At 38.8% G+C, this 16,740-nt stretch carries 17 protein-coding genes and 4 tRNA genes; 8 read left to right on the forward strand and 13 right to left on the reverse strand.

Annotation, left to right across the window (positions count from 1 at the left end):
* The 7 genes from AC23MB_RS06880 to AC23MB_RS06910 all read right to left on the reverse strand — a co-directional run bounded on the left by AC23MB_RS06880 (nt 1) and on the right by AC23MB_RS06910 (nt 3,643).
* Nucleotides 1-852, reverse strand: coding sequence for a glycosyltransferase family 2 protein (locus AC23MB_RS06880; RefSeq protein WP_487786843.1), 852 nt, complete (start codon nt 850-852; stop codon nt 1-3).
* Between the two features lie 11 nt (nt 853-863).
* On the reverse strand, nt 864-1,664 hold the full coding sequence (locus tag AC23MB_RS06885) for a class I SAM-dependent methyltransferase (protein ID WP_487786844.1): 801 nt from the start codon (nt 1,662-1,664) through the stop codon (nt 864-866).
* Complete coding sequence (gene aspA, locus AC23MB_RS06890) at nt 1,664-3,067, reverse strand: aspartate ammonia-lyase (protein ID WP_487786845.1); 1,404 nt, start codon at nt 3,065-3,067, stop codon at nt 1,664-1,666. Before aspA ends, AC23MB_RS06885 begins: the two co-directional genes overlap by 1 nt.
* A gap of 167 nt (nt 3,068-3,234) precedes the next feature.
* Nucleotides 3,235-3,309: transfer RNA gene (locus AC23MB_RS06895), tRNA-Pro, on the reverse strand.
* A 52-nt stretch (nt 3,310-3,361) separates the two neighbouring features.
* A tRNA-Arg gene (locus tag AC23MB_RS06900) sits at nt 3,362-3,435 on the reverse strand.
* A 32-nt stretch (nt 3,436-3,467) separates the two neighbouring features.
* Nucleotides 3,468-3,542: transfer RNA gene (locus AC23MB_RS06905), tRNA-Pro, on the reverse strand.
* A 16-nt stretch (nt 3,543-3,558) separates the two neighbouring features.
* A tRNA-Ser gene (locus AC23MB_RS06910) sits at nt 3,559-3,643 on the reverse strand.
* A gap of 140 nt (nt 3,644-3,783) precedes the next feature.
* Here AC23MB_RS06910 and AC23MB_RS06915 point away from each other — a divergent pair.
* The 8 genes from AC23MB_RS06915 to AC23MB_RS06950 all read left to right on the forward strand — a co-directional run bounded on the left by AC23MB_RS06915 (nt 3,784) and on the right by AC23MB_RS06950 (nt 10,913).
* The gene (locus tag AC23MB_RS06915) at nt 3,784-4,800 is read left to right on the forward strand and encodes an N-acetylmuramoyl-L-alanine amidase (RefSeq protein WP_487786846.1); all 1,017 of its coding nucleotides are present in this window, start codon (nt 3,784-3,786) and stop codon (nt 4,798-4,800) included.
* Nucleotides 4,801-4,839: 39 nt separating this feature from the next.
* On the forward strand, nt 4,840-5,190 hold the full coding sequence (locus AC23MB_RS06920; RefSeq protein WP_374328990.1) for a DDE-type integrase/transposase/recombinase: 351 nt from the start codon (nt 4,840-4,842) through the stop codon (nt 5,188-5,190).
* Nucleotides 5,109-5,360 carry an integrase core domain-containing protein gene (locus AC23MB_RS06925; RefSeq protein WP_374329021.1) on the forward strand — a complete coding sequence of 84 codons (252 nt, stop codon included), beginning with the start codon at nt 5,109-5,111 and terminating at the stop codon, nt 5,358-5,360. Before AC23MB_RS06920 ends, AC23MB_RS06925 begins: the two co-directional genes overlap by 82 nt.
* Nucleotides 5,361-5,491: 131 nt before the next feature.
* Complete coding sequence (locus AC23MB_RS06930; RefSeq protein WP_487786971.1) at nt 5,492-7,399, forward strand: oleate hydratase; 1,908 nt, start codon at nt 5,492-5,494, stop codon at nt 7,397-7,399.
* Nucleotides 7,400-7,463: 64 nt separating this feature from the next.
* The gene (locus AC23MB_RS06935) at nt 7,464-8,363 is read left to right on the forward strand and encodes a 3-hydroxyacyl-CoA dehydrogenase (protein ID WP_374328991.1); all 900 of its coding nucleotides are present in this window, start codon (nt 7,464-7,466) and stop codon (nt 8,361-8,363) included.
* 113 nt (nt 8,364-8,476) lie between these two features.
* The gene (locus AC23MB_RS06940) at nt 8,477-9,475 is read left to right on the forward strand and encodes an alpha/beta hydrolase (RefSeq protein ID WP_487786847.1); all 999 of its coding nucleotides are present in this window, start codon (nt 8,477-8,479) and stop codon (nt 9,473-9,475) included.
* Nucleotides 9,476-9,556: 81 nt separating this feature from the next.
* Nucleotides 9,557-10,117 (forward strand): Crp/Fnr family transcriptional regulator, encoded by a 561-nt coding sequence (locus AC23MB_RS06945; protein WP_487786848.1) that lies wholly within the window; start codon nt 9,557-9,559, stop codon nt 10,115-10,117.
* Nucleotides 10,118-10,412: 295 nt separating this feature from the next.
* On the forward strand, nt 10,413-10,913 hold the full coding sequence (locus AC23MB_RS06950; RefSeq protein WP_487786849.1) for a GreA/GreB family elongation factor: 501 nt from the start codon (nt 10,413-10,415) through the stop codon (nt 10,911-10,913).
* Nucleotides 10,914-11,117: 204 nt separating this feature from the next.
* On the opposite strand, the gene AC23MB_RS06955 is transcribed toward AC23MB_RS06950, so the two are convergent.
* From AC23MB_RS06955 to ilvB, 6 genes are all read right to left on the reverse strand, one after another.
* Complete coding sequence (locus tag AC23MB_RS06955) at nt 11,118-11,519, reverse strand: hypothetical protein (RefSeq protein ID WP_313030790.1); 402 nt, start codon at nt 11,517-11,519, stop codon at nt 11,118-11,120.
* Between the two features lie 102 nt (nt 11,520-11,621).
* Entirely contained in the window at nt 11,622-11,843 is a 222-nt protein-coding gene (locus tag AC23MB_RS06960) for a GIY-YIG nuclease family protein (protein WP_313030786.1), read from the reverse strand.
* Nucleotides 11,844-12,141: 298 nt separating this feature from the next.
* Nucleotides 12,142-13,386 (reverse strand): threonine ammonia-lyase IlvA, encoded by a 1,245-nt coding sequence (gene ilvA / locus AC23MB_RS06965; RefSeq protein ID WP_374329023.1) that lies wholly within the window; start codon nt 13,384-13,386, stop codon nt 12,142-12,144.
* Nucleotides 13,386-14,429 carry a ketol-acid reductoisomerase gene (gene ilvC, locus AC23MB_RS06970; protein WP_487786850.1) on the reverse strand — a complete coding sequence of 348 codons (1,044 nt, stop codon included), beginning with the start codon at nt 14,427-14,429 and terminating at the stop codon, nt 13,386-13,388. Before ilvC ends, ilvA begins: the two co-directional genes overlap by 1 nt.
* A 13-nt stretch (nt 14,430-14,442) precedes the next feature.
* The gene (gene ilvN, locus AC23MB_RS06975) at nt 14,443-14,982 is read right to left on the reverse strand and encodes an acetolactate synthase small subunit (protein ID WP_487786851.1); all 540 of its coding nucleotides are present in this window, start codon (nt 14,980-14,982) and stop codon (nt 14,443-14,445) included.
* 17 nt (nt 14,983-14,999) lie between these two features.
* Nucleotides 15,000-16,736, reverse strand: coding sequence for a biosynthetic-type acetolactate synthase large subunit (gene ilvB / locus AC23MB_RS06980; protein ID WP_487786852.1), 1,737 nt, complete (start codon nt 16,734-16,736; stop codon nt 15,000-15,002).
* Nucleotides 16,737-16,740: the final 4 nt, after the last annotated feature.

Raw genomic sequence — 16,740 nt, forward strand, 5'->3', positions numbered from 1 at the left:
TTACTTTGATTTTAGATACTTTTTAAACATCGATTGCCAGCGAAGTTGACGAATATAAAAGATTTCGTCGTTTGTCAAAACACGCTCTTGATTTTGTTTAAAATAAGATTTAATTGTAATAAAAAATTCAGAAAAAGACTTGGATTTCATCGCGGATTTTGCGGATGAAATCATCGCCAAAGGAATATCTAAACCGATATTGTAAAAATATTCGCCAAGTTTTTCAGCTTTTTGTTTTTTATATTTATAAGCAGTTGGACGTAGATGCTTCACCCATAAGTCTTTGATTGTTGCAACCTCCCAACCTGCCTTTTGTGCCAACATTACATCAATATTATCCCAACCCAAAATAGCGCGAAGTCCCTTCATTGCTTCAAAACATTCTTTTCGATAGGCTTTAATTGGGCCGCGAACATGATCTTTTGACGACAAATTTTCAAAAACCCAATCGCCTTTTTCGTTTTGAATGTAAACCAAACCGCTTAACATTCCCAATTTGGGATTTTGTTCGAAACCTTGACTTATTTTTGACAGATAATCTTGTGGAAAAATAATATCTGCATCGTACTTACAAATAATATCAACATCGGACAAATCTTCATATTGAAGACCTTTTTCAAAAGTTTGAACCACTTTTGCGCCAGGGTGATGCTCGGATTTGGGAAGATTTTTAATCCAAAAATTAGAGTGTTTTAGTAAAAACTTTTCAACCAATTCTTGCGTTGAATCTGCCGAACCATCATTAACCACAACACAACGAAAATCCTGAAAACTTTGCTGAGCCAAAGACTCCAAACACTGCAAGATACAAGCTTCCTCGTTGTGTGCGGGAATTATGATAAGAAATTTCAAAATTTATTTTATTAAAATGAATTCTGTTTAACCGAAATTTTAAACAATGATTCTGGCGTTTTTGGACTTTCAAAAGTTTTGGTTTTAAAATTTCCTTTTACAAAAACTGCGCACATTGTATTTTCGACATGATATAGATGTTGATGACACTCTGCGGGTAAGGCGTCCAAAATAGCTTTAAAAACCTCATATCTAACTTTCTCAGGATTGTAAGCGTAATCGTGCCAAACAACAACGGTATTCTCGTGCATTAGATTCTCAAACACCTTTTCTGTATCGTGTTTTACCATGTCGTACGAATGATCGCCATCGATAAAAATAAGGTCAAATTTTTGATCCAAAGATTTAAAATCAAAAGTCTTGGTATTTGATTCTAGATGCTTAATGTTTGGGTTCTTTTTCGACAAAACACCATGCAATTCTGCATACTTGGGATTCCAAACTAAATCCATCATTTCCTTTTTAGAAAGGTTTAGCGTATAGCAATTGTGTATATTCTTGGCAACATTCCAAACACTTTCGCCACGCCAAGTTCCGATCTCAAAATAGTTTTTCTTATTTTGAGACAAAGACTTTAGAAGTGCAATGTCTGTTGGTAAAGAACCTCCATCTAGCACAAACAAATCAACATCCGCATCCAAAGGAGCACCTAACAACTCGTCAAAAGATAATTGTGGTAAGGTCTTTAGATTAGGATATTTTTGAAAATGCTCTTGTTCGCGAACAGAGTTTTCATCTAGTACAAGATTGAGTAAACTTGGTTCACTAATAATATTTTGGGTAGCTTTTACTAACTTTTTTAGTTTAGACATTATAATAAATTATGAGGCGACAACATATTGGCAGGATCAAGAATAGCATCTAGTTTTTCTTGTGTTAAAATCTGATATTCTAACACCAAATCGTAAACACTTTTACCAGTTTCTAAAGCTTCTTGCGCAATTTTAGTTGAATTTTTGTAGCCAATATACGGATTTAAAGCGGTAACAATACCAATACTGTTTTTAACCATATTAAGACAAACTTCTTTATTTGCAGTAATACCAACAATACATTTCTCACGAAGTGTATCTAAAGCGTTGCACATAAAGTTATTACTTTCCATAATCGCATGGCAAAGCACAGGCTCCATCACGTTAAGTTGCAACTGTCCGGCTTCTGCGGCAAATGTTACTGTTAAATCGTTACCAATAACTTTATAACATACTTGGTTAACAACCTCCGGAATAACTGGGTTAACCTTCCCTGGCATAATTGAAGATCCGGGTTGCATTGGTGGTAAATTAATCTCAAAAAATCCTGCTCGTGGTCCAGAAGCTAGCAAACGTATATCGTTACAAATTTTTGACATCTTAACTGCTAGACGCTTCATCGCCGAAGAATAAATAACGTAAGACCCAGTATCAGGCGTAGCTTCCACCAAGTTAGGCGCAGTTACCATCGGCATCCCTGTAATCTCGGCTAAGTTAAGAGCACAACGTTTTGCATACATTGGTGGCGCATTAAGGCCTGTACCAATCGCTGTTGCACCCATATTAATTTCAACAAAGAGAAGTGCATTATTATTTAGTTTAGAAATATCTTCCTCAAGATTAGCTGCATAAGCTTCAAACTCCTGTCCCAAAGTCATCGGAACAGCATCTTGAAGTTGCGTTCTTCCCATTTTGATAACATCGTTAAACGCTACACCTTTTGCACGGAATGCATCAATGGTTTTGATTAATTTTTCAACTAAAATAGCATTCATATTATACAAAGCTATCTTAATAGCGGTAGGATAAGCGTCGTTAGTAGATTGCGACAAATTGATATGATCATTTGGCGAACAGAATTGATAATCGCCACGCTCTTTCCCCATCATTTCTAAAACACGGTTAGCGATAACTTCGTTAGCATTCATGTTAACAGATGTACCTGCGCCACCTTGGATCATGTCGATTGGGAATTGATCATCAAATTTACCTTCAACAACCTCATCACAAGCTTTAACAATATATTGATAAAGTTCTTCATCAAGCAAACCTAGCTCATAATTAGTCCTAGCAGCACCTTTTTTAACATATCCTAAAGCTTTAATAAACTCAGGAAATTGCGACAAGGTCTGTCCAGAAATTTTGAAATTGTTAATAGCTCTTTGGGTCTGCACACCATAATAAGCCTGCGCTGGGACTTGTAATTCTCCTAATAAATCACTTTCTATTCTATAGTCTGTCATACGATCAAATTAATGTGGAAAGTTAAAATATTTTTGAAGAAAGGGAAAATTTTAAACTTTCTTTTTACAGATTTTTTTTGAACGAAATTTTAAAGAAAAATGAACAAAAATTAATTCCACCAAAAAGACAATAAAAAAGCCACTTCAACTACGAAGTGGCTTTTCCGTCGGGGCGGCAGGATTCGAACCTGCGACCTCCTGGTCCCAAACCAGGCGCGATGACCGGACTACGCTACGCCCCGAGGTCAACGAAACTTTAATAAAAAAACTCACAAACAAGTTGTGAGTTTTTTGTGAGCGCGACAGGATTCGAACCTGTGACCGTCTGCTTAGAAGGCAGATGCTCTATCCAGCTGAGCTACGCACCCTTCGAGAGATTACTCTCATTATTTTTAAAAAGTCGGGGCGGCAGGATTCGAACCTGCGACCTCCTGGTCCCAAACCAGGCGCGATGACCGGACTACGCTACGCCCCGAAATATAATATAAGTGCGGAGGGTGTGGGATTCGAACCCACGCGACCCTTTCGGGTCGACAGTTTAGCAAACTGCTCCGTTAACCACTCCGGCAACCCTCCTTACTTTTATTTAATTTTAATGATCGTTTAACTGCTGAATTGCGAGTGCAAATATAGAACACTTTTTAATATCTACCAAATTATTTTTGTAATTTTTTTTCATATTTTTGACCAAGTAAAACACAATAAAAGCCCCGTGTATGCGTAATTCATTATATGTCATAGGATTAGGAATCACTTTAGTTTCTTGTGGTTCTCAAAATAATTCTAAAAAAGTTGCAGCAACGCCAAAGCCAGTTGCTAAAACTCAACCAACAACTCCAACTACACCAGTTGTAAAGCCACCTGTTAAACAAGAAGAAGCCGACTTCTACAAAGTGAACATTGCTGACATTACAAAGAATGACAATACCATTAGTTATGGATCAATTGTTGCTGCAAAACCTAATAATTATAAAGTTGTAAAGACATATTTTCCTGCAGTTGCACAAAATTTTCGTCAACGATATGTCATTTTACACTACACTGCTTTGGACAATGATAAGTCTGTATCTGTACTGACGCAACAATCTGTAAGTGCACATTATCTTGTAAACTCTTACGATGATAACGAAATTTATCTTTTAGTTGATGAAAATAAACGTGCTTATCACGCTGGTGTTAGCAATTGGAGAAATGATCAAAATCTTAACGACACCTCAATTGGTATTGAAATCGTAAATGGAGGCTGGGCAACGGATGCAACAGGAACAAAAAGTTTCCCTGGTTTTCCGGAAGAGCAAGTAAAAAAAGTTGCTAGCCTTGTTAAAGATATTGCAACACGTTACAACATCCCTCCTACTAACATCCTTGCACACTCCGACATTGCGCCAACTAGAAAACAAGATCCAGGACCTATGTTCCCTTGGAAAAAGTTGTATGATGAATACCAAGTTGGTATGTGGTATGATGATGCAACAAAAGCTACATTTTTGTCAACGATTACAGAAGAAGATTTTTTAGCACAATATAGCACACCGCAATTTATTTATAAAATACAAACAGCGTTAAATAAGTTCGGATACAAACTTGACAATACAACTGCTTGGGACAAGCAAACAAAGCAAACGATAGAAGCTTTTCAGTATCATTTTCGACCTGAAAAATCAGACGGAGTCTTAGACATGGAGACTTGGGCTATCTTACAAGCTTTAATGCAAAAATACCCTTCTAAATAAGTTTTAAAAGATAGCGTTTCGTTTCGAAATTTTGTTATTTTGTTATTTTTAAATAAAATAAGTCCAAATCAGGTTTGGGCTACGGATATTACGTATGTCCCGGTTCGGGGAGGCTACCTGTACCTGTGCGCCGTGATCGATCTTTACAGCAGATTCGTACTGTCCTGGAGTTTGAGTAACACGATGACTTCGGAATGGTGCAGGGACCCGCTGAACGAGGCCATAGAAAAGTATGGAAAACCCGAAATCATCAACACCGATCAAGGTGCGCAGTTCACCTCGGAGTTGTATACCACCTATGTGGAAAAATTGAAAACGGTGCACCTAAGCATGGACGGAAAGGACGCGCGCTGGACAATATCTTCATCGAAAGGCTTTTGCGCAGTGTGAAATACGAAAACATCTATCTTTACGCCTACAGCGATGGCCGAGAATGCTACCGGGGACTGGCAAGATACTTCAGCTATTACAACCATAACAGGCGGCATCAAAGTTTAGAATATAGATTCCCGGCAGAAGTTAATCTCAAAGAAAACGGCTCAACACCTCAAGAAATATAAAGTTTTCATTTCTTTATAGTTTGTTTGTTCGTCCGGGAAGCAATTTCCGGACGTTTTTTTGACAAATGTCAAAAGATATAAAAACCTGCGGTCGTACCTTTGAGTCATCATTAATCAAAAAAAAATTAATTATGAACACAACCGAAAATCACAGAAAAGTAAATCATCAACCTGATGCAAGCCAAACGCGGCTACAGAATTTACCCACCAACACAATGCCTTTTCCCGATCAGATTGGAAATTACCAAAGAAATATCGGACTTCCGGATGGCAAATTTAAGGACAGCAAAGTTTACATTGTCGGCAGCGGAATCGCCGGACTTTCTTCTGCCTATTATTTCATTCGCGACGGGCAAATTCCTGCCGAAAATATTACTTTTTTAGAGCAGCTCAATATTGAAGGCGGTTCTTTGGACGGCTCGGGAAATGCGGAAACAGGATACATTATTCGCGGTGGACGTGAAATGGATTTTACCTACGAAAATTTCTGGGATATGTTTCAGGACATTCCCGCTTTGGAACTTCCGAAACCGTATTCCGTGCTCGATGAATACCGTATTGTAAACGACAACGACCGCAACCATTCCAAAGCAAGGCTCATTCACAACAAAGGCGAAATAAAAGATTTCAGCAAATTCGGGCTCAATAAAAAAGATCAGTTGGCGGTGATGAAACTTTTGCTCGCGAAAAAAGAAGATTTGGACGATTTAACGATTGAAGATTGGTTTTCCGAAACCTTTTTGGAAAGTAATTTCTGGTGGTTTTGGCGCACTATGTTTGCTTTTGAAAACTGGCAAAGTTTACTGGAACTGAAACTCTATTTTCACCGTTTCCTTCACGCTATCGATGGTTTGAATGACCTTTCGTCGCTGGTTTTCCCAAAATACAACCAGTATGACACATTCGTAGTGCCTTTACGAAAACATTTACAGGAACTTGGGGTTAAAATTCAGTTTGGAACCGTGGTGAAAGATTTGGATATTGAAATAAATGCTGACAAAAAAATCGTCAGAAACATTATCACGGAACAGAACGGTTCTGAAGTAAAAATTGCCGTACGCGAAAATGATTTTGTGATCGTCACTACTGGATCTATGACGGAAGATACACGCTACGGCGACAATGTTACGGCGCCATTGGTAGATTTTACCAAAGAAAATTCCGGCAAATCAAAAGGATGGACTGTTTGGAATAATCTGGCAAAAAAATCTAAAGTGTTTGGCAAACCTGAAAAATTCAATTCGGATGTTTCCAAATCGGCGTGGATGTCGGCAACGCTCACCTGCAAACCGTCTGCTTTTGTAGAAAAACTGAAAGAGTATTCGGTGAACGACCCGTATTCCGGCAAAACCGTTACAGGCGGTATTATTTCGATTACCGACAGCAATTGGGTGATGAGTTTTACCTGCAACAGACAGCCCCATTTCCCGAATCAGCCGGATGATGTTTTGGTAATCTGGGTGTATGCTTTACTGATGGACGAAAAGGGAAATTACGTTCAGAAAACAATGCCGGAATGCACCGGTAACGAGATTTTGGCAGAGTTGGCCTATCATTTAGGTATTGAAAATCAACTGGACAATATCATACAGAATACGATTGTGAAAACCTCTTATATGCCGTATATCACCTCGATGTTTTTACCGCGTGCCAAAGGTGACCGTCCACAGGTGGTTCCCGATGGTTGCGTGAATCTCGGACTGGTCGGACAGTTTGTGGAAACCAATAACGATGTGGTTTTTACAATGGAAAGTTCGGTGAGAACGGCGAGAATTGCGGTTTATGAACTTCTTGACAGCAATAAACAGGTCCCTGATATCAATCCGTTGCAATACGACATCCGTCATTTGTTGAAAGCTGCCAACACTTTGAACGACGGCAAAGGTTTTCCGGGAAGCGGAATTCTGAACAAAGTTTTGAAGAATACCTATTTTGAGCATATTCTGCCGGAAATTTCGCACGACGAACACGATGGTTTTTTCGCGCAGCAATGGGACAAACTGAAAGGTCTCTTTGAGCATAAGCAAGAAGGGGAGTAATTATTTAACCTGAAAAACCTGAGAGGTCTTAAATACCTGTAAGGTTTTCTAAAATTTAAAAAAAATGACAACAATAAAAAAAATCACCGTAGCCGGAAGCGGCGTTTTGGGTTCGCAGATTGCTTTTCAATCCGCACTGCACGGCTATGACGTGACCATTTACGACATCAACGCTGAGGCAATTGAAAAATCCAAAAAACTGATTGATACTTTTCTGCCCCGATACAAATCGGACCTTCAGATTTCATCTGAAAAACTGGAAGAAGCCTATCAAAAATTGCAGTTTTCCATCAGCCTTCAGGAAGCGGTTTCCCAAGCGGATCTTCTGATTGAAGCCATTCCGGAAAGTATCGGGATTAAAAAGGAATTTTACCGAAATTTATCCAAAATAGCTCCCGAAAAAACCATTTTTGCCACCAATACTTCCACACTCTTGCCGAGTTTATTGATGGATGAAACCGGAAGGCCGGAAAAATTTCTCGCTTTGCATTTCGCCAACGAAATCTGGAAACACAACACGGCGGAAATTATGGGCACTGAAAAGACCAATCCGGAAGTATTTGCAACACTCGTGGAATTCGCCAAATCAATCGGAATGATTGCGCTGCCACTGAAAAAAGAACAGCCGGGCTACATTCTCAATACGCTTTTGGTGCCGCTGTTGAGTTCAGGAATCACTTTATATGCGAAAGGCGTTGCGGACATTGAAACCATCGACAAAACCTGGATGCTCGGAACCGGTTCGCCAATAGGACCGTTCGGTATTTTGGATGTGGTTGGTTTGGGAACCGTATACCACATTTTTAAAACCGAAGCGGAACGCTCAGGAAATGAGGAAAAAATGAAATTTGTTAACGTGCTGAAAAATCAGTTTATAGATGCCGGAAAACTCGGCGTTTCAAGCGGCGAAGGCTTTTATAAATATCCCAACCCGACTTTTCAGGGTAAAGACTTTTTGAAATAGAAGTTTTCATTATTATAGAAAGAGCGTCCGGAAATTTCCGGGCGTTTTTTTGATTAATGTCAAAGCCAAATTTAAAAAGAAGCCGGAACTTTGCGATAACTAACAACTGGACAATGAAAAAGAACTTTTTACTGCTGCTGATTTTCCTTTCGGGGTTGTTCTTCTCGCAGGAATATTTTCCGGATATTTTGGGAAACGGTTTCGAGCAGAAAACATTGGATTTTCCGAACGATTATGAAGGGACAGTTACCGCAACTATCATCCGGAAGAAGGCGGCAAGTGCTACCCATAAAGCAGTGTTGTATATTCACGGGTTTAACGATTATTTCTTTCAGGCGGAAATGGCTGAAAAATTCAATGAAAAAGGGTTTGACTTTTATGCTTTGGATTTAAGAAAATATGGGCGTTCATATTTGCCGCATCAAACTTTTAATAATGTCAGAAACCTGGACGAATACAATGCCGAAATCGATGAAGCCTTAAAAGTCATTACTGCCGAAAATCATAACAAAATTCTGCTGGCAGGACATTCAACCGGCGGGCTGATTACGACAAGATATCTAAAAGATCACACTGAAAATCCGAACATTGCCGGACTTTGGGTGAACAGTCCGTTTTATGATTTCAATATGGGATTTCTAGCGCAAAAAATTGGGGTTCCCATCGTCAGTGGTTTGGGAAAACACCATCCTGACACGAAAATTGGCGGTGGATTTTCTCCTTTTTACGGCGAAAGTCTGCATAAAGATTTCAAAGGCGAATGGAATTATGATTTAAAACTGAAACCCAATGCGAATTGGAAAGTGAATTTCGGATTTATCCGTGCTATTCATAGGGGACAGAAAGACATCCGCAACGCAGAACTCAAGGTGCCGGTATTGGTGATGCATTCTGAAAAATCGGGCTATCCAAAAGTCTGGAATGAGGAAGTGACTTCCAGCGATATCATCCTGAACGTGAAGGATATTCATAAAAATGCTGAAAATTTTAAGGGGAATGTCACTATAATTCCTATAAAGGGCGGCATTCACGATTTAGTGCTTTCCAAAAAACCGGTGCGCGAAAAAGTATATGACGAACTTTTCAGTTGGCTGCAGAAAATTAATTTTTAATAGTTTATTTTTAATGTTTAGTTTATGAATAATGCCTCATTTCTGGGGCATTATTTTTATTTTTGTACAAATTGAATCCTGATGACTTTTCCCGAAATCCTTGCCACATATATTACGATCGACGATGATATCCGCAGTTTTCTGAACATGCAAACCGAAAATATTTCTGTGAAAAAGGGAACCATCATCAGCGATCAAAACACGCTAAACCGCAAGGTGTATTTTGTAGAAAAAGGGCTTCTGCGCTCGTTTTATTTTGAAAAAGGAAAAGATATCACCACCAATTTTTACCCCGAAAACAGCATCCTCGCCAATATAGACACCATTTTTGAGAAAATTCCGGCGCGGCATTCCATTGAAGCTTTGGAAGACAGTGAGATTGTCTTTTTCCGTTACTCGAAAATGGAAGAACTCTGCGAGACTTCGCTTACCATCGCCAACTTCAGCCGCCGTGCGTTGGGACTTTTGATGTCGAATATGGAAAGGCGCATCAATTCTTTGCAGTATATGACGGCAAAGGAAAAATATATTCAGCTTTTAGAACAAAATTCTGATATACTTTTGCGTGCGCCGCTTGGGATGATAGCTTCTTATCTTGGCATTTCTCAGGAAACACTTAGCAGGATAAGAAGTGAGATTTAGAAAATATATAAAACTACAGACAGAGATTCTGCTTGAGTGGCGGTGCGAAAAATAATTGTGCATTTTATAAAGATTTTATTCTTGCGTCTAAAGAATGCGAAGTTCCTTAAAAAATGTATATTTACATTGCAGTCAATGAAACAATCGAGGCTTAGCGGCTGTTGTCTGTATTGAGCGCTTTGCAGTTAAGTGCTTTTCGAAACAGGTTTGCAAACATCATAGCCTTAAAACGGTTAATTTTATTAGATAAATTTTTCAAACTCAACACGTATCAATAAATTTAAAACTAGAATATATGAGTAGGGGATTTGTGAAAGAAGGTGATCAGGAAGATATTCCGATGATTCCGCCGCGTGCCGATTTACCGCCCTGTACGGTAAACTTTGTTACCGAGTTCGGATACGCTCAGTTACTCGCCGAACGTGATCAAATGATTCACGAGCGCGACAATACCTTGATTTCGGATGAAAATGAAAATCGCATTACCGTAAATTTAATCAATGCGAAACTGCAGTTGTTACTCGATCGAATTTCGTCTGCGAAAATTGTTAACCTTACCAAACAACCAAAAAATATAGTGAAGTTCGGTGCTGAAGTGTACTTTAAAGTTGATTCCGATCCCAAAATCCAGCATTATCAGATCGTCGGCGTCGATGAGGCAAATGTTGCAGAAGGAAAAATAGCGTTTACCTCTCCGATTGCGAAAATCTTTATGGATAGAAAGGTCGGCGACCGCGTGACATTGAAATTGGGAAAAGCGGAAAAGCAATTTGAAATTCAGTCGATAAAATACTGAGGGATTTGTAAAGTTTATTGAAAACGGATGAAACCCACTCAAAAAAAGAGACTTTTCTATAAGTTTCTTGAATATCTTTAAAATTTTCCGTCGATAATAAACTGAAACTCAAGAAAAGCCACCGGAGCTTCCGTTCAACGGGCTTTCATCTTCTGTCCTGCGGACAAGACGACCCGAACGAAGTGAACAGAGCGAAGCTAAAGCTTAGTTATTACACATAATTGGATTTGCATTTCCTTTTTTGAAATAATCTTCAACGGATTTGTATTTATATTTGGCTCGAATTGTTTCAGATGCAATGTTTCCAATAAATTCAACTCTATCATCAATAGTTTTAATTTTACCACGAACAGTCATAGACTCGCCTGCTTTAAGCCAAGTTTTTATTTCATATACTTCTTGAATAATTCCGTTGTAAATAGCAAATGCATATTTTGCATTCTTTGCTCGTTTAGAACTTATTTTCCAATATCCTCTTGTAAAGTCATACAATTCCATCTCGGTCGTTGAATATCTAAAATGTTGATTAATTCTAATTAGCAATGAAGGTTCATCTATTGGAATTTTTTGTTTTGAGTATACTGAAATAATTTGTTTTACCGTCATTCTTCCAAATTCAGCACTTTTAAATACAACTTGTTTATTTGTTAAGTTTTTAATTCCGAGTAAATCTATAATTGCTGATTCAATTCTTAAAACAGAATCATTTTAGAATCCATGAATTAATATTTCAATTTTCGGTTGTAACCCTTTTTCAAGCAATTCATTTAGGTAAGTAACTTTTTCGCATTCTTTTTTGTCTTTTAAATGGTCGAAAACTCTATTCCCTTTTCCTTTTCCTACATAAAACATTTTTTCAGTAATTGGATCCGAATAAATGTAAACATAATTTTTTAAGTTTTCAATTACATTTTTTGGAAATTGGTTCATAGACGCTGTTTTGATAGGTGGTCTCAAATTGCCGATAACGGTTCGGAGCTTGGCGCAGTGGCGGTATTTTAGCACTACCGTTGATACGAAGCCGAAAGTTCAAATTTAGCAAAAAAGTTGATACGAAGCACTTCATCCGCCATTATGCCAAGCCCTTGTTAGCGGATCGCCCATATTTTGACAATGGTATTTGTATATTCTAAAGTCCAATTACCAACTATTTTGAATTTTAATTTGTGTGTAAGTAAGTACAAATTTCAAGTGTTCCATTAAGATAAATGAAAAAAGTTGAAACCAACTAAAACACCAAATGCGTAAATAAATCCCGATGTGCATTCAAATACTGAAAATTGATTTTCTTATTTTGCAAACGCTGTTCGATTAAGTCCAAATCCCTTTTGCATTTCAACTCAATTCCAACCACTGCCGGACCTTCTTCACGGTTATTCTTCTTGGTAAATTGGAAATAAGTGATGTCATCATCTTTGCCCAAAACATCATTGACAAACTCTTTCAATGCACCCGGACGTTGTGAAAAATTGACCAAGAAATAATGTTTCAATCCTTCATACAATAAGGAGCGTTCCTTGATTTCCTCCGTGCGGGTAATGTCGTTGTTGCTGCCGCTTACGATGCAAACAACCGACTTTCCGACGATTTTATCTTTCATCAAATCCAACGCAGCGATGCTCAATGCACCTGCCGGTTCTACCACGATGGCTTCTTCATTATACAACTGCAAAATGGTGGTACAAACTTTCCCTTCGGGAACGACAAGGATATCATCTAAAAAATCTTTGCAGATTTCAAACGTTTTGTCGCCAACACGTTTTACCGCAGCACCGTCCACAAATTTGTCGATGTGTTCCAAGGTGGTATTCTCACCATTTTTTATAGATGTTTTCATCGAAGCCGCACCTTCGGGTTCTACACCAATTAATTTGGTATGCGGACTCAACTGTTTGAAAACCAAAGCTACACCCGAAGCCAATCCGCCGCCACCGACTGGGAAAAACAGATAATCAATTGCTTGTTGGGTTTGTTGCAATACTTCTAATCCAACCGTTCCTTGTCCGGCAATGACTTTTTCATCATCAAAAGGATGAATAAAGGTTGCGTTATGTTCAGCGCAAAAAAGTTGCGATTCGGCAAAAGCATCGTCAAACGTATCGCCTTTCAGCAAAACTTCTACCCATTCTTTGCCAAACAATTTCACTTGTTTTATTTTTTGTGCAGGTGTCGTAAGTGGCATAAAAATCGTTGCTTTCAGTTGGAGTTTTTTACAGGCATACGCTACACCTTGTGCATGATTTCCTGCACTTGCACACACGATACCGTTAGAAGTTTCTATATTTGAGAGCGAAATTATTTTGTGATATGCTCCACGCAGTTTGTAGGAACGTACAGGCTGCAAATCTTCTCGTTTTAAAAAAACCTGAGCAGTGAAATGCTCGCTCAGATTTTCGTTTTTCATTAAAGGTGTTTCCGCAGCAACACCTTTTAAATTCAAGGAAGCTTCTTGTATTTGCTTTAAATTTATCATTATTTTGAAGGTCTTAATTTTCGTACTTGCGCACCGGTTGCCCAAAGTTCACTTTCTTGGATTTCCTTTAATTTATCGGTTAATTTTTCTCTATAATCGGGTTTAGAATTAGCTGTGATGACCACTTCGGCTTCTTTGCCCGAAACCACATTATCGTACAATTCATTGAAAACAGGTTCTGTTGCTTCTCTAAATCTTCCTTTCCAATCCAACGCACCTCTCTGTGCGGTAGTGGAACAGTTGGCAAACATCCAATCCATACCGTTTTCAGCTACCAAAGGCATTAAACTTTGAGTGAGTTCTTCCACCGTTTCGTTGAATGCTTCACTGGGTGAATGCCCTCGCTGACGAAGAACGTTGTACTGTGCTTCAAAAACGCCTGCGATAGCACCCATCAAAACACCTCTTTCGCCTGTTAAATCGCTATATACTTCCTTTTGAAAAGAAGTTTCAAACAAATAGCCCGAACCAATTCCGATGCCCAATGCCAATACTTTTTCCAATGCTTTTCCGCTCGCATCTTGCTCTACCGCATAGCTGGAATTAAGTCCGCTGCCTTCTTTAAAAAGTGTTCGCAACGATGTGCCAGAACCTTTGGGTGCAACCAACACCACATCAACATCTTTGGGTGGAACAATGCCTGTTTTTTCGTGAAAAGTAACGCCAAAACCGTGAGAGAAATACAAAGTTTTTCCTTTGGTCAAATGCTTTTCTACCGTTGGCCAAGCCTGTATTTGTCCGGCATCAGAAAGTAAATTCATCATTACCGTGCCTTTTTCGCAGGCTTCTTCTAAATCAAACAATGTTTTTCCTTCTTCCCAACCATCGTTCAATGCTTTTTGCCAAGTAGCACTTCCTTTTCTCTGACCCACGATTACGTTGAAGCCATTGTCTTTTAAATTTAATGCTTGTCCCGGACCTTGAACGCCATAACCCAAAACCGCAAGTGTTTCATTTTTTAATACTTCTTTTGCTTTATTTAAGTCGAATTCTTCGCGGGTAACCACATTTTCTACTACGCCGCCGAAATTTAATTTTGCCATCTTTTTTTACTTTTTATAGTTGTTTGTTTAATTCTAATTCTTTTAAATAGGTACTCAATTCTTTCATCGGTTTGGTTACTGCCACTCTTCCCGAACGGGCAAATTCCAACACACCGAAAGGTTTTAATTTGTCGAACAATGCTTGTGTTTCTGATTTGTGTCCGGTCTTTTCGATGACGATAAATTGCGGATCTACCGAAAGCACTTTTGCATAATTTTCCCGAATGACCTGCTCCACATCGGCATTGGAAAGATTGCTTGTTCTGATTTTGTACAAGGCAATTTCCTGATGAACAACGTCCTTGTCTTCGTGTACGAATGCTTTCAGTACATCGATTAATTTTTCGATTTGTCCCACAACCTTGTCTATTTGTTCTTTGGTCGTTCGCAAAACAATGGTGTAGCGATGCACGTTTTTCACTTCTGTTTCCGATGCTGTGATGCTGTCGATATTCAAATGCCTTTTCGTAAAAATGATAGTGATGCGGTTGAGCATTCCGATTGTGTTTTCGGTGAATATGGATACTGTAAATGTTTTTTCTAAATTTTCCATTTTTTCTATTTTTATAATTATTGTAAACGGACTTCTGAAACCGAAGCACCTGTGGGCACCATCGGGAAAACATTGTCTTCTTTGGCAACTTTCACTTCCAAGAGATAAGCAGAATCACTATTCAACAGTTCTTCCAATGCTGATTTTAAATCTGTTTTCTGCGAAACTTCCTGACCTTTTATTCCGTAAGAATTGGCAAGTGCTACAAAATCCGGGCTTTGTATTTCGGTAAAAGAATAGCGTTTTTCAAAGAATAGTTGTTGCCATTGACGCACCATTCCCAAAAATCCATTGTTCAAGATGATGATTTTTACACCGATATTATTTTGCATAATCGTTCCCAACTCCTGCAACGTCATTTGAAAACCGCCATCGCCAATCACCGCTACCACTTGCTTTTTTGGGTTCGCCATTTTTGCACCCATTGCTGCTGGTAAAGCAAATCCCATAGTTCCTAAACCACCCGAAGTAACATTGCTTTTGGTTTGATTGTATTCGTAATATTGTGCAGCCATCATTTGATGCTGTCCGACATCCGTTACTACAATCGCTTCACCTTTGGTCAAATCAGAAAGTAAACTCAGCACTTCGTGCATTGTCATTTTCTCGGAAAATTCTTGTGCTCTGTTTTCTTTTAACACCTGATTTTCTTTCGCTTTCGCTTCTTTAAATTCATTCAGCCAAGTGTCATATTTTTTTGCTTCAACCAATGTTGTCAAGGCTTCCAAGGCTTCTTTAGCATCTGCCCAAACCGGCACATCGGCTTTGATGATTTTATTGATTTCCGCAGCATCTAATTCTACGTGGATAATTTTTGCTTGTCGGGCATATTTTGAAACATCGCCTGTTACACGGTCGTCAAAACGCATTCCTACGGTCATCAGCACATCACATTCGTTGGTTTTTACATTGGGTGCATAATTTCCGTGCATACCAACCATTCCTACAAACTGATGATGATTTCCGGGAAAAACGCCTAATCCCAAAAGCGTAGATGCTACTGGAACTCCTGTTTTTTTAGCAAATTTCAAAAGCTCTTTTTCTGCTCCGGAAAGCATCACACCTTGACCCACAATCAACATTGGTTTTTTTGCCTTGTTCAACAATTCTGCCGCTGCTTTTACTTGTTCCAAATTGAGTTGTGGTTTTGGCTGATAACTTCGTATTGCTTTACATTTTTCGTAATTAAAATCCACCAACTCAAATTGTGCATCTTTGGTAATGTCCACCACCACAGGTCCGGGGCGACCCGATTGTGCAATGAAAAACGCTTTTGCCAAGGTTTCTGCGATATTTTCTGCTTTCGTAACCTGACAATTCCATTTCGTAACCGGCATAGAAATTCCGATGACATCAGTTTCCTGAAAAGCATCTGTTCCCAACAATGGCGATGCAACCTGACCTGTGATGCACACCAAAGGCGTGGAATCTATCATCGCATCTGCCAAACCGGTGATGAGATTAGTTGCTCCCGGCCCCGAAGTTGCAAAAACAACTCCCACTTTTTTTGAAGTACGAGCAAAACCTTGTGCAGCGTGGATTGCACCTTGTTCGTGGCGAGTTAATATATGATTGACTTTATCCAAATAATCATACAAAGCATCATAAATTGGCATAATCGCTCCACCCGGATAGCCGAAAATAGTTTCGACTTTTTCCTGCAATAAACATTGGATAACTGCCTCTGAACCTGTCATAGTGCGTGTTTCCGGCATTTTTGTTTTTAATTCTTCTTTTACTAATGTTGTTGTCATACTA

Source organism: Soonwooa sp. T0.1_25 (assembly GCF_057652215.1).